The organism is Vibrio sp. LB10LO1 (assembly GCF_010092875.1).
GTDB lineage: Bacteria > Pseudomonadota > Gammaproteobacteria > Enterobacterales > Vibrionaceae > Vibrio > Vibrio campbellii.
Window position 1 is genome coordinate 122,085 of sequence record NZ_JAADJW010000005.1, and the last position, 22,422, is coordinate 144,506.

Annotated in this window: 20 protein-coding genes; 15 read left to right on the forward strand and 5 right to left on the reverse strand. The window is 45.6% G+C overall.

What is annotated here, in order from left to right; all coding sequences use genetic code 11:
- Positions 1-52: 52 nt before the first annotated feature.
- The 3 genes from GXP65_RS05465 to GXP65_RS05475 all read left to right on the forward strand — a co-directional run bounded on the left by GXP65_RS05465 (position 53) and on the right by GXP65_RS05475 (position 1,823).
- Positions 53-493 carry an SRPBCC domain-containing protein gene (locus tag GXP65_RS05465; RefSeq protein WP_162092247.1) on the forward strand — a complete coding sequence of 147 codons (441 nt, stop codon included), beginning with the start codon at positions 53-55 and terminating at the stop codon, positions 491-493.
- Positions 494-580: 87 nt separating this feature from the next.
- The gene (locus GXP65_RS05470) at positions 581-1,333 is read left to right on the forward strand and encodes a phosphatase (protein WP_162092288.1); all 753 of its coding nucleotides are present in this window, start codon (positions 581-583) and stop codon (positions 1,331-1,333) included.
- 100 nt (positions 1,334-1,433) lie between these two features.
- Positions 1,434-1,823, forward strand: a complete 390-nt coding sequence (locus tag GXP65_RS05475; RefSeq protein ID WP_005432299.1) for a cytochrome b562 — start codon at positions 1,434-1,436, stop codon at positions 1,821-1,823.
- Positions 1,824-1,921: 98 nt separating this feature from the next.
- On the opposite strand, the gene GXP65_RS05480 is transcribed toward GXP65_RS05475, so the two are convergent.
- A complete protein-coding gene (locus GXP65_RS05480) occupies positions 1,922-2,827 on the reverse strand; it encodes a LysR family transcriptional regulator (protein ID WP_162092248.1) in 906 nt (301 codons plus the stop codon).
- 120 nt (positions 2,828-2,947) lie between these two features.
- Between GXP65_RS05480 and GXP65_RS05485 the strand changes: the two genes are divergently transcribed.
- The 3 genes from GXP65_RS05485 (at position 2,948) to GXP65_RS05495 (ending at position 7,091) form a co-directional block, all read left to right on the forward strand.
- A complete protein-coding gene (locus GXP65_RS05485; protein WP_162092249.1) occupies positions 2,948-4,966 on the forward strand; it encodes an alkyl sulfatase dimerization domain-containing protein in 2,019 nt (672 codons plus the stop codon).
- A gap of 170 nt (positions 4,967-5,136) precedes the next feature.
- On the forward strand, positions 5,137-5,496 hold the full coding sequence (locus GXP65_RS05490) for a hypothetical protein (protein ID WP_162092250.1): 360 nt from the start codon (positions 5,137-5,139) through the stop codon (positions 5,494-5,496).
- A gap of 155 nt (positions 5,497-5,651) precedes the next feature.
- Positions 5,652-7,091, forward strand: coding sequence for a PepSY domain-containing protein (locus tag GXP65_RS05495; RefSeq protein ID WP_162092251.1), 1,440 nt, complete (start codon positions 5,652-5,654; stop codon positions 7,089-7,091).
- 52 nt (positions 7,092-7,143) lie between these two features.
- Here the strand turns inward: GXP65_RS05495 and GXP65_RS05500 are convergent, their stop codons facing one another.
- From GXP65_RS05500 to GXP65_RS05510, 3 genes are all read right to left on the reverse strand, one after another.
- Positions 7,144-7,527 carry a VOC family protein gene (locus tag GXP65_RS05500; RefSeq protein WP_134976342.1) on the reverse strand — a complete coding sequence of 128 codons (384 nt, stop codon included), beginning with the start codon at positions 7,525-7,527 and terminating at the stop codon, positions 7,144-7,146.
- A gap of 26 nt (positions 7,528-7,553) precedes the next feature.
- The gene (locus tag GXP65_RS05505; RefSeq protein ID WP_005432290.1) at positions 7,554-8,483 is read right to left on the reverse strand and encodes a LysR family transcriptional regulator; all 930 of its coding nucleotides are present in this window, start codon (positions 8,481-8,483) and stop codon (positions 7,554-7,556) included.
- A gap of 77 nt (positions 8,484-8,560) precedes the next feature.
- The gene (locus GXP65_RS05510; protein ID WP_050920011.1) at positions 8,561-9,034 is read right to left on the reverse strand and encodes a hypothetical protein; all 474 of its coding nucleotides are present in this window, start codon (positions 9,032-9,034) and stop codon (positions 8,561-8,563) included.
- Positions 9,035-9,320: 286 nt separating this feature from the next.
- Here GXP65_RS05510 and GXP65_RS05515 point away from each other — a divergent pair, with 286 nt between their 5' ends.
- From GXP65_RS05515 to tdh, 9 genes are all read left to right on the forward strand, one after another.
- Positions 9,321-10,004, forward strand: a complete 684-nt coding sequence (locus GXP65_RS05515) for a spondin domain-containing protein (protein WP_162092252.1) — start codon at positions 9,321-9,323, stop codon at positions 10,002-10,004.
- Between the two features lie 9 nt (positions 10,005-10,013).
- Entirely contained in the window at positions 10,014-10,709 is a 696-nt protein-coding gene (locus GXP65_RS05520) for a spondin domain-containing protein (RefSeq protein WP_162092253.1), read from the forward strand.
- Positions 10,710-10,851: 142 nt separating this feature from the next.
- On the forward strand, positions 10,852-11,583 hold the full coding sequence (locus GXP65_RS05525; protein ID WP_162092254.1) for a response regulator transcription factor: 732 nt from the start codon (positions 10,852-10,854) through the stop codon (positions 11,581-11,583).
- A 73-nt stretch (positions 11,584-11,656) separates the two neighbouring features.
- The gene (locus GXP65_RS05530) at positions 11,657-13,030 is read left to right on the forward strand and encodes a HAMP domain-containing sensor histidine kinase (RefSeq protein WP_162092255.1); all 1,374 of its coding nucleotides are present in this window, start codon (positions 11,657-11,659) and stop codon (positions 13,028-13,030) included.
- A 572-nt stretch (positions 13,031-13,602) separates the two neighbouring features.
- Complete coding sequence (locus GXP65_RS05535; RefSeq protein WP_050910412.1) at positions 13,603-15,003, forward strand: aminotransferase class V-fold PLP-dependent enzyme; 1,401 nt, start codon at positions 13,603-13,605, stop codon at positions 15,001-15,003.
- A gap of 61 nt (positions 15,004-15,064) precedes the next feature.
- Complete coding sequence (locus tag GXP65_RS05540) at positions 15,065-15,997, forward strand: transporter substrate-binding domain-containing protein (RefSeq protein WP_162092256.1); 933 nt, start codon at positions 15,065-15,067, stop codon at positions 15,995-15,997.
- Positions 15,994-18,321 (forward strand): EAL domain-containing protein, encoded by a 2,328-nt coding sequence (locus GXP65_RS05545; RefSeq protein ID WP_077201992.1) that lies wholly within the window; start codon positions 15,994-15,996, stop codon positions 18,319-18,321. Before GXP65_RS05540 ends, GXP65_RS05545 begins: the two co-directional genes overlap by 4 nt.
- Positions 18,322-18,533: 212 nt before the next feature.
- The gene (locus GXP65_RS05550) at positions 18,534-19,727 is read left to right on the forward strand and encodes a glycine C-acetyltransferase (protein WP_005432273.1); all 1,194 of its coding nucleotides are present in this window, start codon (positions 18,534-18,536) and stop codon (positions 19,725-19,727) included.
- A 203-nt stretch (positions 19,728-19,930) separates the two neighbouring features.
- Complete coding sequence (tdh, locus tag GXP65_RS05555) at positions 19,931-20,962, forward strand: L-threonine 3-dehydrogenase (protein WP_038891494.1); 1,032 nt, start codon at positions 19,931-19,933, stop codon at positions 20,960-20,962.
- 142 nt (positions 20,963-21,104) lie between these two features.
- Here the strand turns inward: tdh and GXP65_RS05560 are convergent, their stop codons facing one another.
- Positions 21,105-22,118 carry a hypothetical protein gene (locus tag GXP65_RS05560; protein WP_038891495.1) on the reverse strand — a complete coding sequence of 338 codons (1,014 nt, stop codon included), beginning with the start codon at positions 22,116-22,118 and terminating at the stop codon, positions 21,105-21,107.
- Between the last annotated feature and the right edge of the window lie 304 nt (positions 22,119-22,422).

The window sequence follows — 22,422 nt, forward strand, 5'->3', positions numbered from 1 at the left end:
TGATTTTTAACTAGATTGAACTAGCGTCAAGAAAGGTGCTGGGAGAGAAAATATGCTGACTTTAAACTATCACGTCGAGATTGCCGCGACGCCTCAGCGCGTATGGAGCGTGCTGACCGATGTCGAATTATACAAACGATGGGCGCAAGCCTTTTCACCTCAATCTCGATTTGATGGTGTATGGGAAGAGGGTTGTGATATTACCTTTTTTGACCCTGATATGGGTGGGACGAGGGCGGTCATTGATACAGTGCAGCCGTTACACAAACTCGAGTTTCATCATGTTGCCATCTTTAATCCAGATAATCGGCAGCAATTGGATGGCGACCTAGCCTCAAAGTGGATCGGATCACGAGAGATCTATCAGATCTACACGTTAGATGATCGCTTATTGTTGAGTATCACCATTTATACTCACAGTGATTTTGTGTCGATGTTCAATCACGGCTGGGAGAAGGCACTGCCTTTAATCAAAACCATCAGCGAAGAGTAAGGTTAGCTTGCCAACTAAGATTGGGCTGACGACAGCTTGCTTGTGGGTATACAATGGCCGTCAATTTGCGCACCAAGAGAGTAGATGATGGAACTTAAGGTTGATACCCACACGCATACGTACGCCAGCGGTCACGCTTATAGTACGTTGATTGAAAACGCGAAATCGGCAAAAGAGAACGGACTCGATATGTTCTGTACGACCGATCACGCTGAGTCAATGCCGGGGGCGCCTCATTACTGGTTCTTCTCTAACCAAAAAATATTGCCTCGTTTTCTTGAAGGCGTTGCGATTATCCGCGGCGTTGAATCCAACATTATGAATACTCAGGGTGACATCGATATTCCAGAAAGCGTTGATCGCAATTTGGATTGGGTGATTGCTAGCTTTCACGAGCCAGTATTTCGCCCAGCGGATAGCGCTACGCATACTGAAGCGCTGTTGAACATCATCAAAAACGGTCGTGTTGATGCGCTAGGTCATTTGGGTAACCCCAACTTTGACTTTGATTTTGAAGCCGTGCTGAAGTGTGCAAAAGAGCACAATGTCGCGATTGAAATCAATAACACCACACTGAAAGGCAACAGCCGAGTGGGCAGTGTAGACCGCTGTCACGAGATTGCACAAATCGGTAAGGATCTCGGTGTCTTCTTCACTACGGGCAGTGATGCGCACTTCTGCCACGATGTGGGTAATTTGAGTTTGGTGGGCGAGTTAATGGATAGAGTTGGTATCGACAGCAGCAAGGTTATTACCCACTCAGCACAACAATTCTTAGCCTTCTTAGAGCTACGTGGCCGCAAGCCAATTGCAGAGTATGACGAGATTCGCAACGCATAAACTTGATTACATTTTTGGTTATGCAAGTGTTAAGGGATTGCTTTACACTGCTCGCATTAAAAAGCCGACTGAGAATTCGGTATTCAATGGAGAAGTGAAGATGTTACGTCCTTTAGTATTGGGGTGTGTAATTGCGTTGGGCTCAACATACGCAATGGCAGAAGCCGTCGATTTAAAACAAAACATGAAGCAGATGAAGATGGAATTCAAGCAGGCGGCAGAAGCGTCTGATGTTGACACCATGAAATCTGCGATTGATAGTTTGCAAGCGATCGTCGAGCAATCTAAGCGTGGTAATTACCCGCCAGAGAAGTTCGATATCTACCTAGAAGGTTTTAACAAGCTGACGGTAACGCTAGACAAGATTGAAGCGGATCTTGATGCGGGCAAGCTAGAAGAAGCGAAAGACCAACTGCGTGAAATCGATAGCCTACGTGAAGAGTATCACGACAAGCGTAACCCAAGCATTTGGAGCAAGCTTTTCGGCTAATCGCTCACTGAGTTATTTGAAAGAATACGATATCAGCCCGCCACTACGGCGGGCTTTTTTGTGCCTTTGACTCTCTATCTCTATTCGATTCTCTATCTTTAAGATTCTGCCGCGAAATACGACCTGAGCTTATCTCTCAGCCAAATATTTGCGGGGCTGTGTTTCATTCGGTTATGTGCAAGCAGTCGGTATTTGATAGGGATATTGGTGAAAGGCGCATCCATTACTTGTAAATCTAGCCGTTCAGCAAATTGATTAGCGATGCTTTTGACGGTTGCCGCTAAGCAATCACTGTTCGAGATCATCGTCATCTGCGATACCAAAGAGTCACACTCTGCCGCGACTTTACGTTCTTCTATCGATTCTTCGGTGAACAAGTCCGCGAGATAGGCGTCTTCTCGACGAAGTTTTAATGTCACGTGCTTTTCGCGATAGAACTGCTCGAGTGACAGCGTTTGCTGAATTCTTGGGTGACCTTTTCTGGCAATCAGGCAGATCTCATCATTTAAAAAGAATTCAGAGAAAAAGGAAGGAGCAGAGTAATGAGCGAAATCGATCGCTAAGTCTGCTTTTTGTTGATTGAGGTTATTGATCAGCTTTGTTTCACTGGACAGCGTCGGGTGCAATTCTATCTCGACGTTACCGAGCGTGTTATCTGCTTCAATCTTAGGAAGCAGCATTAACATCACCGGTTCAGAGGTATAAACCACAAAACGACGGGAGTTCTCCGTGGAGAAGCTTTCTATTCCTTCCAATGCATTTCGGATTTGATTCAGTGCGGGCTCAACTTGGCGGGCTAACTCGTGAGCCTGATGCGTAGGCTCTATGCCTCGTCCTGAGCGAACGAAGAGTTGTGCGCCTAGCTGCTGTTGCAGTCGCTTCAACACGCCACTGACTCCTGGCTGGGTTAAACCCATTGTATTCGCCGCAACCGTGATTGAACGGTGTTGATAAACCGCGATAAACACTCGAAGAAGATTGAGATCGATGTTGGATGGTTGCACAGGCTTTTCTCAATACATAACAAATGGTGATGTTTTAAATAAAGTTTCATGCATGTATTTTGATGTGTCAACGAAATAAAGTGAATGCATATCCAATAACGAGACACCACGAGGCTCACTATGACAAACCGTTTTGCACCCTCAGCGATTTCACTTGCACTGTTCGTTTCTTTTTCTGCAACAGCGGATTACGCCAGCTTAGATACTTACCAAGGTAAGCCAGCAACGGAGCATACTCAGCGCGCAAACGCGATGTTGGCGAAAGATCTACCTTGGCAAGACGTCAGTGCATTTGAACGCACGAAGAAAGGGCTCATTGCCGAGTTTGGCACTCACGAAGCAGGCGAGCTAAAAAATCGCTTTGAATACATGTCAGAGATGAGTGTGGAGCAATTACCAGCGTCGGTGAATCCATCGATTTGGCGTCAAGGCATGTTGAACTACGCCGCTGGTGGTTTGTATCAAGTAACGGATGGGGTGTATCAGATTCGTGGTGCAGACTTGTCTAACATGACTATCTATCGCACTGACAATGGTTATGTGATTCACGATCCTTTGCTGTCAAAAGAAGCGGCAGCCGCGTCATGGGCATTTGCTAAAATGCACCTACCAAAGATCAATGGCGAACATAAAATTACGGGCATGATTTACTCGCACATGCATGCGGATCATTTTGGTGGTTCCCGCGGTATTTTTGAATCGGGAGACTTTGTTGAAGGTGCACCAATCTATGCACCCAATGACTTTATCAAAGAACTCGCGGATGAAAACGTGATTGCGGGCGCTGCAATGGGCCGCCGTGCAAACTACCAATACGGAACCACGTTGGACAACAACACTCAGGGCATCGTCGATAACGCACTTGGTCTCGGCACTTCTCGAGGTGAAGTCACCTTGGTTGCTCCGACACAGGAAATTGAAGAGCGTGAAAAAGTCGTCACCATCGATGGACTAGAGTTCCACGCGATCAATATGCCAGGGGCTGAAGCGCCAGCAGAAATCGTCCTTTATATTCCAGAGTATCGATCACTGAACACCGCGGAACTGACCTATGACGGTATGCACAATATCTATACCTTCCGTGGAGCAAAAGTGCGTGATGCGTTGGTTTGGACTAAGTATCTGACAGAGCTTAAGTTGCGCTACGTTGATAGTGGCTTGGTTGATAACATTCATGCTGCTCACTCTGCACCAGTGTGGAATGATGCCAAGACAGAAACCAACGAAATTTCGGATTACATGACACTCCAACGTGACAACTATGGATTTATCCATAACCAAGCGATGCGTTTAGCAAACCATGGTGTCACTATTCATGATGTTGGGCGTGAGATTGAAAAAATCGTTCCACAATCTCAAAAAGATACTTGGCATACCAACGGCTATCACGGCTCATACAGCCACAATGCTCGCGCAGTAGTGAACTTGTACCTTGGTTACCATGACATGAACCCAGTAAACACCAATCCACTGCAAACTAAAGCGAAGTCGTGTGTTTACGTAGAAGCAGCAGGTGCGGATACCTTATTCAAAGCAGGCCAAACGCACTTTAAAAAGGGTGAGTACCAAGAGGCATCACAACTGTTCAATGATCTGGTTCAGTGTGACCCAAGCAATATCGACTACCGATTTGCATTAGCGGATAGCTTTGAGCAGCAAGGCTACCAGTCTGAAACCATGGCTTGGCGTAACTCTTACCTGCAAGGTGCGGTTGAGCTTCGTACTGGAGACATTCAGCCATCGATTAAACTAGCATCTCCAGATGTTATCGCAAATACCCCAACGGGCATGTTCTTGGATTTCCTTGCGGTTCGACTAAATGCGGAAAAAGCAGAGCAGGCGAGTTTAGACTTTAGCTTTGGTATTCACCACCCAGACTTGAATGAGTCTTACTTTGGCGAAGTGTCTAACTCCAATATGGCGAACATCCAAGTAGATGAGCTGCCAACTACAGATGTCACGTTACAAATCAGCAAGGCGGATATGACGGCGATGGTACTCGGGCAAGCAACGCTGGATGACCTATTGAAGTCTGGTAAGGCGAAGTTAACAGGCAATGCCAAGCTGGTTACTCAACTGGTGAGCACATTGGATGACTTTGATGGGATGTTTGAAATCCTACCAATGCCAGCAAAATAACTCACTTGTTGCGATAGAACCAAGCCTCGGTGTTTTCCACTGAGGCTTTTGGGTTTCTATTCCATAATTATTGGCATAGAAACCTGTGAGGCAGAATCCACTTATTGATTCTCTTTTTGAGCTATCACTCAGAATTGGTTACGCTGTGTGAAATTTGTTAAGTCACCGTTATGCGTAGATTAATTCCTTTTTATCGCTCCATGCTATTTGCTAGTGCTCTAAGTTGGGTGCTAGTGACGCTGATGCCTGTTATCAATGCTCATGGTAACAGCATGGGCGTGTGGGCGACGCTATGTACGCTTAACGGTTTTGAATTGGTTCAGATAGAAGAGGGCGACAACTCTGTCAGCCACAAAGGCAAGCCTTGTCCTTTTAGCCATTTCTCGACTTTTCATCACGATACACTTCCAACGACACCGATACTTTCACGACTGAGCTCGGTGATTTCTGACAGTTACACTTATTTGGCTCTAAGTGTGCGATTTGAAACGCCAGTTCCTCGCGCGCCACCTGTTCCCCTTTTCTCATAACAAAAACAATTACAAGTAAATAAAGCCAACAACACTGCCACTTCGAGCAGTGGTACTCCCGAATCTAAGTCAAATAGCGCCGCATACCTATGAAGTATGCGCTGGATGCGTTTGGCTGAATTTGGGCGTTTAACTATGAAAAAAGGAAAATACATATGTTGAGAAACTCGGCAAAGCCTCAACTCAAGGAAGCCTCGCGCGCAAAATCCATCTACTTTATGACGTGGCGATGGCACTTCTACGCAGGATTATTCGTTATCCCGTTCATGCTCATTCTTTCCCTTACAGGGCTTGTGATGCTGTTTGATGATGAAATCGAACTGGCTCGATACCAGGCGATATTACAAGTTTCGCCACAAGAGCAACCTGTTCCTGTCTCCACCCAATTAGAAACCGTAAAGCAGACCTATCCCGATTTTAATGTCACTCAATTTGTACCTGCTGAAACGGCCGATATCGCCAACCGATTCTCGATTCAAAACCAAGAAGGTAGCTCACTGATTGTTGCAGTAAATCCTTACACAGGAGACGTGCAAGGCACCATTGACCGTAGTGATAGCATCTATGAACTGATGAACAGCATTCACGGCACTTTGCTCATCGGCGACCTAGGCGACCGCTTAATTGAAATTGCCGCAAGTTTGGGCATTTTACTTTTGGTGTCTGGTTTGTACCTTTGGCTGCCAAGAGATAACGCAAGCCGAGCGGGCTTTATGAAAATCCGTGTTGGCAACGGCACTCGTATTTTGATGCGAGATTTACACGCGAACTTAGGTGGCGTGTTGTCGATTGTGTTGCTGTTCTTTTTAATCTCGGGTCTGTCTTGGGCAGGAGTTTGGGGAGCAAAAATGGTGCAGGCGTGGAATACCTTCCCAACTTATTACACATGGGGCGAGAAACCAGAATCGATACTGACACACAAAGATCTAAATCATGGTGCGTCTGAAGAAATGCCATGGAACTTAGAGCTTGCTGCTGTGCCTGAGTCAAAAGATAAGCCCGATCATGATCATGCCAATATGAAGGAAGAGATGGCATACGCAGGCAGCCAAGACGCGCTATCTATTGATGACATCGTCCATAAAGCGGAAATGATGGGCTTTACGGGCTATAAGCTGTTTTTGCCACGCTCTGAAACAGGCGTTTATACCGTTGCGGCTAACTCGATGGGCGGTGATATTTCCGATCCAAGACAAGATCGCACCAGTCACTTGGACCAATATTCCGGTCGCTTGCTGGTGGACGTGACGTGGCAAGATTACAGCCTATTTGCCAAGTTTATGGCGGCAGGTGTGTCATTGCACCAAGGTGATGTCAGTGTGCTTAACAAAGTACTCAACGTGGTGTTCTGTTTGGCGTTCATCTTAATCTCAATCACAGGTGTGGTGATGTGGTGGATTCGTCGCCCTAGCCGCAGTGCAGCATTGGGGGCGCCACCTAAGTTTCAGCAAGATGGCATTTGGAAGCTTGGTTTGGCAACGTTAGTCGTATTGTGTCTGGCGTTCCCGATGGGTGGCTTGGCGATTGTGACGGTTCTCGCACTGGATTGGTTGTTGTTCAACCGAGTCGAGAAGCTGAAAACAGCGTTGAATTAGCAAGACAGAGAAGAGTGGAATAGTAAAAGAGCCAGCTAAGTGCTGGCTCTTTTTATTTCTGGTAAATCTCCAGTGGCAAGCCATCTGGATCTTGGAAGAAGGTAAACGCTTTGCCTGTGAATTCATCAATACGAATTGGCTCAACTTCAACGTCATTCGATTCGAGGTAGGCTTTTACTTGCTCAACATCATCAACCAAAAATGCCAGATGTCTTAACCCTTGTGCTTCAGGAAAGCTCGGTCTCTCCGGTGCGCCTGGAAAACTAAACAGTTCAACTTGGCTGCCGTCAGGTAAGGCGAGGTCAAGCTTGTATGAGTCTCTGGCTTCGCGATAGTTTTCAGCAATGACTTTTAACCCCAATACTTCAGTGTAAAAGTGTTTTGACCTTGGGTAATCACTGCAAATGATCGCAACGTGATGAATGGCCTTAAACATGGTTAGCCCCTTCAAACATGGTTAGCTCAAGCATGGTTAGTATCCTCGGAGACTAAATGCTCCTTAACGAAGTCGATAAACACGCGCAGGCGAGCAGGCATGTACTTGGTTTGTGCATACTGCATCGCGATAGCACCGTGGTAATTACTCTTGATCATCCAATCCGGTAGAACTTCCACCACTTCACCTTGTTCTAACGCGTCTTTAATCACGAAGTCATGAAAGATCCCAATCCCTAAGCCGGACTTAACGCCATTTAAGCGCATTTGTGAATGGTTGACAGCATAACGGCCACTCACTGCAATCGAGTGGAACGCTTCCTCTTTAAAGAACGACCAGATGTTGTCTTTGTCGTTCTCTGCAAGGTAAATACAGTCGTGCTGTTCAAGCTCGGTTGGGTGCGCTGGCATGCCGTGTTTGGCTAGGTAATCTGGAGAAGCGCACAAAACCAAATTGGTCTTGCTGATCTCTTTGAGTACCAGATTCTCATCGGGTTTGTCGGTGAGCTTAAACGCAACATCGATGCCTTGGCGAAACAGATCAATCTCACCATCGGCAGCACGCAGTTTGAGCTGTATATTTGGGTAGCGGTCTAGAAATGGCAGCACAAATGGCTGAAGCACGGAATTAAGAAAGGCCTCGGGAGCCGCCACTGTGAGAGCACCCGTGGGCTCGGCATGATCTTCCGCCGACAGCTCAACCGCTTGCTGAGCCGCGTTCACCATGGCAATGCTTTGGTCGTAAACTTTTTGCCCTGCTTGCGTGATGATCAATTTGCGAGTGGTGCGCTCAAACAATTTTACTGAGAGCGCTTGTTCTAGGCGCGTGATCAGCTTACTAAGTGCTGACGGTGTCACACCGAGTTGTTTGGCGGCAGCAGTAAAGCTACCTTCGTTTACCACTAAGATAAACGAAGCGAGATCAGGGAGTAGGGCGATAAGTTTTGGGTTAACCATAAATAGTCAGTGGTGCGCAAATGAATAGAGATATTGTCTTGCACGACTCCACATGGTTCAAGTGTGCCCGTCTCTCTTTAGCGATATTTTGTCAAAAACGCGTCGAGCGCAGGCAAACCAGATGCTCCAGCATGGTATTGCTGCCAACAGTGATAAATAGCCGTTTCATGGTCTGCAATCAACTCGATCGCTTCTCGCTCAGTGATTGAATATTGCTGTGAAGTTTTCACTTCTTCATACCACTCTCGATACTTGACCTCATAAGGTTCTACCCACTTCAAAAGAGTTGCCACCAACTCTTGCCATGGTAAACCGATCCACTTGGTTGCATCTGCCAAGCCTTTATCCAGCATCTCTTGGTGCCGGTTTTCAATATCCATGTCATTTGCAAGCAAAATAGGTTTGAGCTTTTCTGCGGTGAGTTCTTCTACTTCTATCAAGGTTTGCCAAAGGAGTGGCTGTTCACTACGTGCGTAGTTACTCAGGTAATGGTTGAAAAAAGCAATGCCATAGATTTCGCCATAGTAGGCAGACAGTACGTTCTGAATCATGAAGAGAGTCGGGTGTAAATAGAGAATGGCATATTGTAGATGGTAAGTGAGTTAAGAGTAAATAGTGGTATCAGCGCAATAAATTACTGTTGAGAGAGATTGAACAGCACTTGTGAGAATTTTATGAGATTTCGATGAAGTTGCTGATAGATTTGCTCGTCATTCTTAGAGGCAAGAACGCAAAACGTTCGAAACGTATGCTTAACCTACCCAAGTCACGAACAAAGAAGTAAAGCCGTACACATGGGCTTGGGTAGTTCAAACCTCGTTAAAGGATGGAATCACAATGAAAAAACGTACCCAATTTGGACTCGTCATGACTTCAGTCGCGATGGCACTAGGCTCTGCATCAGTGAACGCGGCGGAATTGGAAATCACCGTGACCAACGCAACCAAAGGTATTTACTTCACACCACTGATTGTTGCGGCTCATGGCTCTGATCTTCAAATGTTCAGAACGGGTGAAGTCGCGACCCCAGAATTAGAAGCAATGGCAGAAGGTGGTGATATCTCTGGCCTTGCAAGCCTCATCGGTAATGCGGGCGGGGTTGTGGTAGAAAACCCAGCAGGCGGTATTTTAAACCCAGGCGTTGCAACCACTTTCACCATGGACAGTGGTGACCATGGTTATCTTTCTCTTAGCGCGATGTTGCTGCCAACCAACGATGGTTTTGTGGGGCTAGACAGCTGGAAAATCCCAACTGAAGCGGGAACATACCGGGCAACACTAAGAAGTTATGATGCCGGTACAGAGGCGAACGATGAACTTGCGTCTAGCATGCCAACCCCACCTTTCATTACCTTTGGCTCTGGCGGCACAGGCGTTGAAGCAACGGTAACTAACGATAAAGTTCACGTGCATCCGGGTAACTTGGGTGACAGCGACCCGACAGGCGGCATCAGTGATCTAGACAGCAGCAGTCATCGTTGGTTGAACCCAGTTGCGACCATCACCATCGTTGTGAAGTAAGGGGGATGTATGAAAGTCAGAATCTTACTCGTAGCAGCTTCAGCCGGTTTGCTCGCCGGTTGTCCAAGCGATGATGATAACGATGTAGTTAAGTCGTATCGCTACACCGTCAGCGTCGCAAATCTAACCGCGAACCAACCTATGTCTCCGCTTGCAGTGCTCACTCATAACGGTGACTACCAACTGTTTGAAATTGGCCAAGCCGCATCCGTCGAACTTGAGCACCTTGCAGAGGGTGGCAGTAACGCAGAGCTAATTAATCTGATGAACAGTAATGATGATGTTTACCAAGGCGTATCAGGTAACGGATTGGTGCTGCCGGGGGCTTCAGATGAAGTCACCATCACTGTTGACCCTAGTCGTTACGGTTACTTGTCTGTGGCGTCTATGTTCGTGAATACCAACGATGCTTTTGTTGGTGAAACAGGGCTGTCGCTAAAATCGTTAGCGGTCGGTGAAAGCTATCAAATGAGCATGAACGTTTGGGATGCCGGTACGGAGCTGAACGATGAGCTTGCCGCAACCATTCCGGGTCCTGCAGGAGGTGGTGAAGGCTTTAATGCTGCTCGTAATGATAACAATGATGTCGTTGCTTTCCATGCTGGTGTTATTAGCCAAGATGACGGATTAGGAAATTCTGCGCTCTCTGCGAACCACCGCTTCTTGAACCCTGGTGCGAAAGTCACCATCACTCGAGTCGAATAAAACAGGCTCCGATGACGTCTCCTTTCCAAAGTGCTTGTACTAAGCGCATCCCTCATGGCGTCATCGGAACCTTTTTTGAAAGGATTTCTGACCTGTTCCGGTCATGTGCAAAGTGAGGATACTTGAAGGCAAGGAAAGGACCATGGAACAACAGGCAATCAATTTAGTCGCGAATATCTTGCTGGTGGAAGATGATGATGATTTGGCGGAACTGGTTCAAATGCATCTCAAGTTTCAAGGGCATCAAGTGTTGAGAGCAACGAATATCGCTGAGGCTAAAGCGCAATATCAACAGCAATCTTTTGATTTATTGATCCTTGATAGGGGTTTGCCAGACGGTGATGGTCTCGACGTCTGCCATTATTTGCGCCAGAAACAAGATTGGAGTCCTGTACTTATGCTGACAGCCAGAGATGGGGAGATGGATAAAGTCGACGGTTTAGAAGCGGGAGTGGATGATTACATTACCAAGCCATTTAGCGTATTAGAGTTCCAAGCGCGAGTTCGCAATGTACTGCGTCGTGTTAGCCATACCACGGAAGTGCAAACAGATAAAAACCTCGTAGAAGATACGATGGATTTTGGTCCGTTAAGAATTATTCCAGAGTTGCATCAAGTCTCTTTGCATGACAAGGACGTGACCCTCACTGCGACCGAGTTTACCTTGCTTCAATTCCTCGCGACGCGTCCAGGTAGAGTCTATAGCAAAGATGAGTTGCTCGACCACGTTTGGAATACCAACCATTCCGGTTATCACCATACCGTGTGTAGCACCATCAACCGCTTACGTAGCAAGTTGTCTTTGTCTGATTCTGATCATCATTTCATCCAGACCGTCTGGGGTGTTGGGTATAAATTTCAACCTAGACAATGACTTGGTGAATTTATTTATTGTCATGTTCTCAATCACGCTCACAACCAATGTTGCTGTTTAGGGAGGCGATAAAATGAGCTTCAAATCTCGCTTAGTGATATTCACAAGCTTATGGTTTTTGTTGGCAGCAATGGTGATAGGCCTCACTTACAATTGGCAGAAAGAGACGATTGAGTTGCGTACCAAGCAGAGCTTGCACAAAGACCTTGCAAGCCATATGCGCGATGATAGCCCGTTGATGATAGGTACCGATTACAACCCCAAAGCGCTTAAATCTATCTTTCATACGCTCATGCTGATCGGTCCTGATTTCGAAATTTACTTTCTTGATAGTCAGGGCAACATCACTACCCATGCAGCGCCAGAAGGGGCAGAGATCATGGGTAAAGTGGATCTCCAGCCCATCAAGCAATTCTTAAATGACGAACCCTTTCCTATTTTGGGTGAAGACCCTCGTAATCGTGGTGAGCACAAAGTGTTTTCCGTTGCCGCGATTGAAGAGCTCGGATCGACCTTGGGTTATCTCTATGTTGTGATTGGCAGCACCAGACATGATGCCATCGCCAACGCACAGGTCGACACACCTTATATTGCGCTAGCGGGGTTAGTTTTGGTGTCGATTTTAGGCTTTGCATTGGGCGCTTATGTTCTGGTAAAGCGCAGCTTGTTGAACCCAATTGAGCGCGTCACTAATCAGCTTCAACAGCAAGCAGAGCATGATTTTCGTCTACAACCCGATTTTACTCGTCAAGTGCCGGAGTTAGTGCCGATCGCGAACTCTTACCAGATGATGGCGAAGCACATTCAGCAGCAGTTTTTACAGTTAGAATATCAATCTTCTCATCGTCGCCAGAGCTTGCTGCAACTTAGCCATGATTTGAAAACACCGCTATCGAGCGTACTTGGGTATTTGGAGACGTGGCGTTTGCAGCATCCGGAGTCTGATCCTCTGATTGACGTGGCTTTTCGAAATTGTGAGAAGCTTTCAACGCAATTGCACTCATTGCTTGATTCGGCGCGCAAAGAAGCGCCAACACCAAACTACGAGTATCGACCTGTCGATCTTGAGGCACTGATGACCGAATGTACCGAGACGATGCAGAGCCAGTTTTCTCGCAAAGAAGTCGTATTGAAAATGGATGTCGACGATAAGATTCAAACCGTAGGTGATAAAGGTTTACTAGAGCGGCTAGTGCTTAATCTGCTAGAAAATGCGCTGCGCCATAGTCCTATGGGTTCGGAGGTTCATTGCCAAGCGCGTTTGAGTGAGGATAAATCGCGTATCCATTTTACCTTTGTTAATCATATCGAGCACGAAGCAGAGAGCGGTTCTTTAGGGATAGGCACTAAGATTGTTCAATCGATATTAATGCTGCATCACAGTTATCTTGAGACCAGCGATACGTCGTGTCTGTACCAACAGAAGTTTACGTTGAGAGCCGTGTGAACGTTTTGTTCTCAGCGTAGTCTCTATGTTGTCCATTCATCAAAAGCACTAAACACACCCTCCTGCTGGGTGTTTTTCTATGCCTCTATTTCAAGGCTTCTGACTTTAGGAAAAACGCCTCGCCAAAATAGCCAATTTAACAACTTAGTATGTTTATCTTGAATAGTTGATTAAATTTTTTTCAAAGACTATATGCAAATCAAATTAAACCAAAAGGTACATGTTGTTACATATTTAACGTGCTAGAAGCGATATTAACCTTGTTGTCTAATTTGTGATTTAAATATTACAAATCATTAATTTGTATTTCTAAGGGAAGTTATAAATTGATTTGTGATTTATATTGGTAATAAGTGTTTTAATGAATATTCTGTTATGTGTTTAGTTGTTTATTTAATGTTGTATAAAATGTTGCTTATATCATCACTCGAGATGAAAAAGTGGAACTAAAGTCACTTAATTGCAGCGAGAACCCATAAACTATAGGTCTATTAGGTAATAATAGTTTAGTAACAGATAGTTACGGATTCATAATTTATAATATGGCTAAACTTCCGACAAGGATCGAAAAGATGAGCGACAAGGAATCTATTCAGACTAATCGCAGCCGCCGCAATTTTTTAAAAGGTGCAACTGGTGCAGTTGTGGCTGGCGTCAGTGCTTCAGCGTTTTCTGGTGCTGTTCAAGCAAAGGAACCGAATATCGACTGGAGCCGTCTAGGTAAAAAGAACGATAAGCGCTTTTGGCGTAAAGTTCAAAAGCAGTTTGTATTGGATAAACGAACGACTTACATGAATATTGGTACGACGGGTTCGATGCCAAAACATGTTCTTGAAGGATACGAAGACAACAACAAAATCGTTGCTAAGTACCCGTGGGATATGAAAGACAAGTTTGGCGCTTGGCCTCATGTTTCTGAAATGGTGACAGACGTTGCACCAGGCTTTGGTGCTAATCCAGACGAAATTATTTTGAGTCGTAACACTACCGACGGTTTATGTTCAATCATCAACGGTCTGCATTTCGAGCCTGGTGATGTAATCTTAACTACTCACCACGAACACGTTGCTGCAACGTCACCAATGAATGTGGCAAAACACCGCTTCGGTGTCGAGGTCGTTGAAATTCAACTTCCTGTTTTCACGGGCACGGAAGAGGTTTCAGAAGAAGATTACATTCAAGCCTTCCGTGAAGCGATTGAAGCGCACCACAATGTTCGCCTCATCGTGTTCTCTCACATTACCTACAAAACAGGTACAACGCTGCCAGCCAAAGCGATTTGTTCTCTAGCAAAACAGCACGGTATCCCAACATTAGTTGATGGTGCGCACACTGTCGGTATGTTCGACTTAGACTTCCACGATATGGATTGTGACTTCTATGCAGGATCTGGCCATAAGTGGCAGTGTGGTCCGGGCGCGACAGGTATCTTGTATGTACGTGATAACGGCAACCGTTTGAATGAGTACTGGAGCGATCGTGAAAATCCACTGTGGTTGATCAATTCTTCTCTTTCTCACGCTGATCATCTAGGCAAGCAATTGCAAATGCAATACATTGGTAACGATAACTACCCAGCAAAACAAGCACTTGCCGATAGCTGTAAGATGTGGGATGAGATTGGCCGTGACCGCATTCAAGAGCGTGTACTAGAGCTGAGCGATCTATGTAAGACGCTGCTTAACGAAGCGTTACCACATGCTCAGATGTATTCGCCAAACGTGGAAGGCTTAACCAGTGGTCTAACAACGTTTAACCCATTAAGCGATGTAACAGATAAAGAGCGATTGACTCTGTTCCGTGACCGTCTTCGTGAAGAATACGGATACATCATCCGTACAACAAACTTCAAGTTGTACAAAGACGACGCTTACGAAACGCAAGCACTGCGCATCTCGACTCATTTATTCCATGATGAGAAAGATGTGGAAGGTCTTGTCGAAGCGATTACGGATCTTTACTACTCGTTCTAACCTTGTTGAACTGTCAAAGCGCCCTTTAATGGGCGCTTTGTAGAAGAGAGGGATATTCACCATGTCAGTGAAAACAATCAAACGAACCATGACGGCACTTGCCATTGGGGTGGCATCATTTATGTCGACTTCTGTCTCGGCTGGCGATCTGCAAGACATCAAAGGTCGAGGTGTGCTACGTCATATCGGTGTACCTTACGCGAACTTCGTTTCGTACATTGACCAAGGCGAAATGCAAACACTGACCGGTCTTGATGTCGATATCATAAAAGGGTTCGCAAAATCTCTCGGCGTTCGCTATCAATACGTACCAGCGCAATGGAACAACGTAGTAGGTAAGCTGACAGGCCAGCAAGTTGAGTACAAAGATGCGCAGCTTGTCGTTGGTGAGAAGATGGCAGTGGAAGGTGACCTGATTGCGAATGGTGTGACTATCCTCGACTGGCGCAAAAACGTGATCGATTTTTCTGATGATTACTTTCCTTCTGCGGTATGGTTGATCGCTCGAACAGATTCAACGTTAACGCCGATCACACCAACAGGCTCCGTGGAACAAGACATTGATAAAGTGAAAGCGCTCATTAACGGACGCGAAGTACTCGCGATGGAGCACTCTTGCCTAGATCCAAACCTTTACAACTTATATGACACCGGTGCGAAGGTGATCCTGCCCGATGGCCAGCGCCGTTTGAATGAGATGGTGCCCGCCATCATGAAGAACGATGCCGAGAGTACGTTGTTAGATGTGGCAGACACATTGATTGCGTTAGAGAAGTGGCCAGGTGAGATCAAAGTCATTGGTCCAATTTCAGAAAACCAAAAAATGGCAGTGGCTTTCCGTAAGGGCTCTCCTGAACTAAAAGCCGCATTTAACCAATATTTGAATTCAATTAAGCAAGATGGGACCTACCAAGCCTTGGTCGAGAAATACTACCCATCTATTTACTATTTCTATAATGACTACTTCTTAGAAGATAGTAAGAAAGATATATGAGAAAGTCTGTAAAAAAAATATCAAGCCAAAGAATCATCACCATTAGTGCGATTTTAGTGTCGCTCTACTTGGCGATGATTATTACGGTAACGAGTTTAGGTCAAAATAAATTAAAAGATTCACAACACCGAGAACTCGACTTAAAGGTGAAAAGTTACGCAGGTACCCTTGATAATTTATTTACGCTTGCCAGCGAAGATGTCGATCATTTATCCACCGATAAAACGGTGCAGACTTTTTTTGCCAACCTTGCTTCCGGGATGTCGATGGAATACGGGTTAGGCGCGAGCTTGATCAATTTGAAGCGTAAGCTCCAAGAGAAAGCAGAAGCGAAAACCGTCAATAATCAAATCATCTATAAAAAGCTGACACTAATCGGGTTAGATGGCTCTACTATTGTGACCACTGGCGAAAAAACCGATCACCGCATAGACACTTCCCGACTGCTTAACGAGCACGATCACCCTGAAGAAGTCAGAGCGATACGAGAGGGCGGCAAAGTCCTTATTCAAGTGGTTAAGCAAGTGATGTTTTCTGGTAAGCCTGTTGGCTACTTGATTGCAGACATCAACAAACAAGTGGTGATTTCCCAACTGACTAATCAGGAACACGAAGACAGCTACAGTCGCATGGTGTTGAAGATCAATGATGTTGAAATGGAAGTGTGGGACTCGATCAGTCGCAAACTCGAACAAGAAAACATCACGGCACCAGAAGCATTAGCTCAAGAGTTAAAGCAAAAAATCTACTTTGAAGTTCCGATCGAACATCATCACTTTAAATTAATGGCGTGGTTTGAGTCATTAAGTGAACGTGACATCTACACCTCTCGTCTGTTCATCAATGGTTTGAGTGTTCTCGCTATCATGATTGTCGTTGGACTACTGTACGCATTCACCCTTAATAACACTCGTGTCGAACTGAAAATCAAACTGGAAGAAGAGAAAAAGCGTAAAGATTTCTTGTCTCAGCAAAACGAGCGTTTAACCAGTGAAATTGAGCGCCGTAAATCGTCCGAGATGGAGCTGGCATATCAAGCCAAACATGATGCACTTACTGGTTTGCCTAACCGTGTTTATGGTTCTGAACGTTTGGATTTAGAGTTGTCACGCGCAGAGCGAATGAAATCAAACGTACTGGTCATGTTTATCGACCTTGACCACTTTAAACAAATCAATGATTCAATGGGGCACTTCGTTGGTGACGAAGTGTTAAAGCTGGCGGCAGAGCGATTGCACAACGCAGTACGTAAAACCGATTTGTTGGCACGTATTGGTGGTGATGAATTCCTGTTGGTTATCCCTGATTTACAAGATGCCGACAGCGCAAAACGTTTTGCAGCTACCGTGCTGTCGGTATTCAATGAACCGTTCGTTTGGCAGAACCACGAGTTCTTCCTATCGGCGAGTGTCGGTATGTCGGTATTCCCTGAAGATGGCGACAATGCAGAGCAGCTACTGGCGTGTGCGGACATGGCGATGTACCGAGTGAAACAAGATGGCCGTAATGCATTCTGCTTCTATGATCACAACATGAACCAAGATTTGCAGCGCTTCCTAGAGCTAGAAAGTCGTCTTCGTCATGCCATTTCTCATGATCTTCTTGAGCTGTATTACCAACCTATTATCGATCTCGATAGCGGCGTCATTGTTGGTGCAGAGGCTCTGATGCGCTGGAACGACGAGAAGTTTGGCTTTGTGAACCCTGAAGAGTTTATCTCCATCGCTGAAAAGAACGGTCTGATTCATCAGCTGGGCGACTTTGCGATTCGTCAAGCTTGCCAACAGGCGGCACAGTGGCAGGACGTTGCTCCTCTGTTTGTGTCGGTAAACTTCTCAAGTGTGCAGTTTAGATACTGCGATCGACTTTTCGAACAGATCAAGCAGCACATAGAAGAGTCGGGCTTGTCACCTGAATTGTTTGATGTAGAGGTGACAGAGAGCTTGTTGTTCAACCACAGTAGCGACCTGATGGAGATGTTAGACAACTTACGAGCACTGGGCGCTAAGCTCACCATTGATGATTTCGGCACGGGTTACTCGGCGTTGAGTTACTTACAGAAGTTCCCGTTTGATCGCCTCAAGATTGATCGCAGCTTCTTGCAGAACATGTTTGAGAATGAATCTGACCGTGAGCTTGTGAACGTGATTATTGCGATGGCGAAAGCGCTGAATCTGAAGATTGTCGCAGAAGGCATCGAAGAACAGCGTCATGTGGATTACCTGAAAAACCTAAACTGTGAGTTCGGGCAAGGTTTCCACTATAGCCGACCATTACCCGCTAAGGACTTTGAAGCGCTTTTAGCTAAGCCAACTTGGCTATAACTCCTTTCATTACAACATCATAGAAAAGCATTAATTGGATTCGTGCCTCGGATTCATTAATGCTTTTCCACCTTGAGGGATAATCGTTTTTCCTTCCTTGAATTACACTACACTTAATTGATAAGTAAGTGCCTGTGATGCCCGTCACATAAAGGCTCAACCTCATTCTAATCGAGTAAAAACTCGACAAAATAAACAGGAAGGAATTGCGAATGTCTTCTGCATTTTACCAACAGATTGAACAGCAAATTGAAGAAGTGAAGGCGGAAGGCCTTTACAAAGCAGAGCGTATCATCACGTCTCAACAGCAAGCAGCGGTTAAAATCTCAACTGGTGAAGAAGTTCTGAACTTCTGTGCGAACAACTACCTTGGTCTTGCTAACCACCCAGCGCTTATCGAAGCGGGTAAAGCGGGTATGGACGAGCACGGTTTTGGTATGGCTTCAGTACGTTTCATCTGTGGTACTCAAGACATCCATAAAGAGCTTGAGCAGAAGCTTTCTAAGTTCCTAGGTAAAGAAGACACGATTCTTTACACATCATGTTTCGACGCAAACGCGGGCCTATTTGAAACTATCCTTGGCAAAGAAGACGCAATCATCTCTGATGCACTAAACCACGCGTCAATCATCGATGGCGTTCGCCTATGTAAAGCGATGCGTTTCCGCTACTCAAACAACAACATGGAAGAGCTAGAGCAACAACTGATTGCTGCGAAAGAAGCAGGCGCTCGCCACATCCTTATCGTAACAGACGGCGTGTTCTCAATGGACGGCGTAGTAGCAAACCTACCAGCTATCTGTGACCTAGCAGAGAAGTACGGCGCATTGACTATGGTTGATGACTCTCATGCTGTTGGCTTCATGGGTAAAACAGGTGCAGGTACGCACGAGCACCACAACGTGGTTGACCGTATCGACATTATCACTGGTACGCTAGGTAAAGCAATGGGCGGCGCTTCAGGCGGTTACACATCTGGTAAAGCGGAAGTCATTGACTGGCTACGTCAGCGTTCTCGTCCATACCTATTCTCTAACTCTGTTGCACCAGCAATCGTAAGCGCTTCTATCCGCGTTCTAGACCTACTAGAAGAGAGCGGTGACCTACGTGACCGCCTATGGGAAAACGCTGCACACTTCCGCACTCGCATGGAAGACGCTGGTTTCACAATGGGTGGTGCTGACCACGCAATCATTCCAATTATGCTTGGCGACGCAAAAGTAGCAGCAGAATTTGCAGAGCGTGCTCTAGAGAAAGGCATCTACGTAATCGGCTTCTCATTCCCTGTTGTACCAAAAGGTCAAGCGCGTATCCGTACTCAAATGTCTGCGGCGCACTCTCGTGAGCAACTAGACCGTGCAATCGACGCGTTCATCCAAGTTGGTAAGGACATGGGCATCATCTAAGTTTCGTTTCCCCTTCCTAGCCTCCTCCTAAAACATAGGAGAGAGATTAGATGGGAAGGAGAAAGAGCTTACGTTTAAAGATAAAAAGGCTTTCCCAACTCTTCTGAGTCGGCTCATGGGTAAAGCCTTTATTCCTTCTTTAAACGCATTAGATGAAAGAATTTTTTGTCACGCATAGAGCGGGGCAATGTTTGGTGAATACTATGAAAATTAAAGCATTATCAAAGCTAAAGCCTGAGCAAGGCATTTGGATGACTGAGGTTGATAAACCGGAAGTTGGCCATAACGACATTCTGATCAAAATTAAGAAAACCGCTATCTGTGGTACAGACGTACACATCTACAACTGGGACGAATGGTCACAAAAGACAATTCCAGTGCCTATGGTTGTCGGTCACGAATACGTGGGTGAAGTGGTTGCGATTGGTCAGGAAGTTCGTGGCTTTGAAATCGGTGACCGCGTATCTGGCGAAGGTCACATCACGTGTGGACACTGTCGTAACTGTCGTGGCGGCCGTACTCACCTATGTCGTAACACGATTGGTGTGGGCGTTAACCGTGAAGGTGCATTCGCTGAATACCTAGTGATCCCAGCGTTCAACGCGTTCAAGATCCCTGAAGGCATCTCTGACGATCTAGCGTCTATCTTTGACCCGTTTGGTAACGCAGTACACACCGCGCTTTCTTTCGACCTAGTAGGCGAAGATGTGCTAATCACTGGTGCTGGCCCAATCGGTATCATGGCTGCTGCAGTTGCGAAGCACGTTGGTGCTCGCCACGTAGTGATCACAGACGTGAACGAATACCGTCTAGAACTTGCACGTAAGATGGGCGTAACACGTGCAGTAAACGTTGCTGAAGAGAAATTGGAAGACGTAATGTCTGAACTAGGCATGACAGAAGGCTTCGACGTTGGTCTAGAAATGTCTGGTAACCCAGCCGCATTCAACTCAATGCTAACCACAATGAACCACGGTGGTCGTATTGCACTACTGGGTATTCCACCATCAGACATGGGTATCGACTGGAACCAAGTTATCTTCAAAGGCTTGGTGATCAAAGGTATCTACGGCCGTGAAATGTTCGAAACTTGGTACAAGATGGCTTCACTAATCCAATCTGGTCTGGACCTATCGCCAATCATCACGCACCACTACAAGATTGATGACTTCCAAGAAGGCTTCGACGTAATGCGCAGCGGTATGTCAGGCAAGGTTATTCTTGATTGGGAATAAGGTCGCGATAAAGCAACCTAAAACCTTTTAATATCAAATTAATAAAAACGCCCCAAGTGAACCTTGGGGCGTTTTTGTTTTATCAAGTTGGTTTGAACGTGTAACTAGAACTCGCTACTGCTTATTTTCTATTAATTCAGCCTTAGCGCTTTATCGCGATGGTTCCGGTTTCAACTACGCGAGATTCCTTCGAAACCATGACTTTTACCGAGTGTTTTTCTGAAGAGAATAGTGTTTTAGCCGAAGTCGTTGGCCGCCCAAGTGCAGGCGCATGCTCTTGCTTTTGATAATGGATTTCCCAATGACGAGCTTGAGTGTTGTAGCGCATAAACGCAAAGCCATTCACACTCTTGATGGTGGTGTTACCTTTTTGGTAGAAGCCGTAGTCGCGAAAACTCATATAGTTGATTAAACCGTTGCGATGGTCTTTCACGTCATTGTATTGCTTATCTTCTTTGCTGCCTTCCACGTGATACACCCTGATTAGATCGTCACTCCAATCATCAACAACAAAAGAGCAGCCGCTGAAGTTTGGTGTGAAAACATACAAATGATCGCGATGAGGGTCAGGGTGTTTAGGTATATCTAGATACTTGCCTTGCGCGACCCAGTAGGCCATCTGTGATGTTTTTTGGTCGGGTTGTTGCCCAGCAAATGTATCAATGACTTCGATAGTGCCTACTGTTCCATGAGCGTGTTTGTATTGCATGCCACTGAAAACAAGCTCACCGCTTTCTTCTACTTCTTTCTTTGTCGCCGGGCTGAGAGATGTCATCTGATGAGCAACGATCTCTGCGCTGACACATTGGTTGTTAAAGCTAGAGCCTAGCAAGTCGGACGGCAGCACACGTGTTCCGGTCGCATCGATCATTTCCTTTCTTGATGTCGGCATCGGTGACAGAATGGCATCAGGAAACTCACGTTCTTCGCCTACGTGAATATGGTTTTTCTGTTCTGTCGCGGCTTCAGTGATATTGGCTTCCTGCTTCTCTTTGTTGCGCTCATCAATGGTTTTATTTTTGTTATTGTTCCATCGCTTATAATCATCTGTTGAATAGGTTAATTCAGCCCTGCGTTCTTGCCGCTGTCGTGCCGCTCGCTGTGCTGTGGTTTCTTGTGTTTCTTCCGAACTAACAGGCGCTGATTGATATCGCATGTAGGCATTCCGATAAAAAATAAATAAAAGAATACCAGCGGTTTTATAAATTTCATGACCCAACTATTTAAATAGTAATTTTTACTAATAAAAAACTCACAATGAATTAATTTTTAATGTTAATTGTGTCTATAAAGTTTTTTTGAATGGTTTAAATCAAATTTAATAATAACTGTAATTGCTATTGGGTTAAGTATTCATCTGGTAAATAAGGGACTGTTAATTAACGTCGGCTTAATTTTTATTTAAGGGGTCTCAGTCAGCCCCTTAAATGCTTTAAGTTACGTGCCTTGCTCAAAACTCT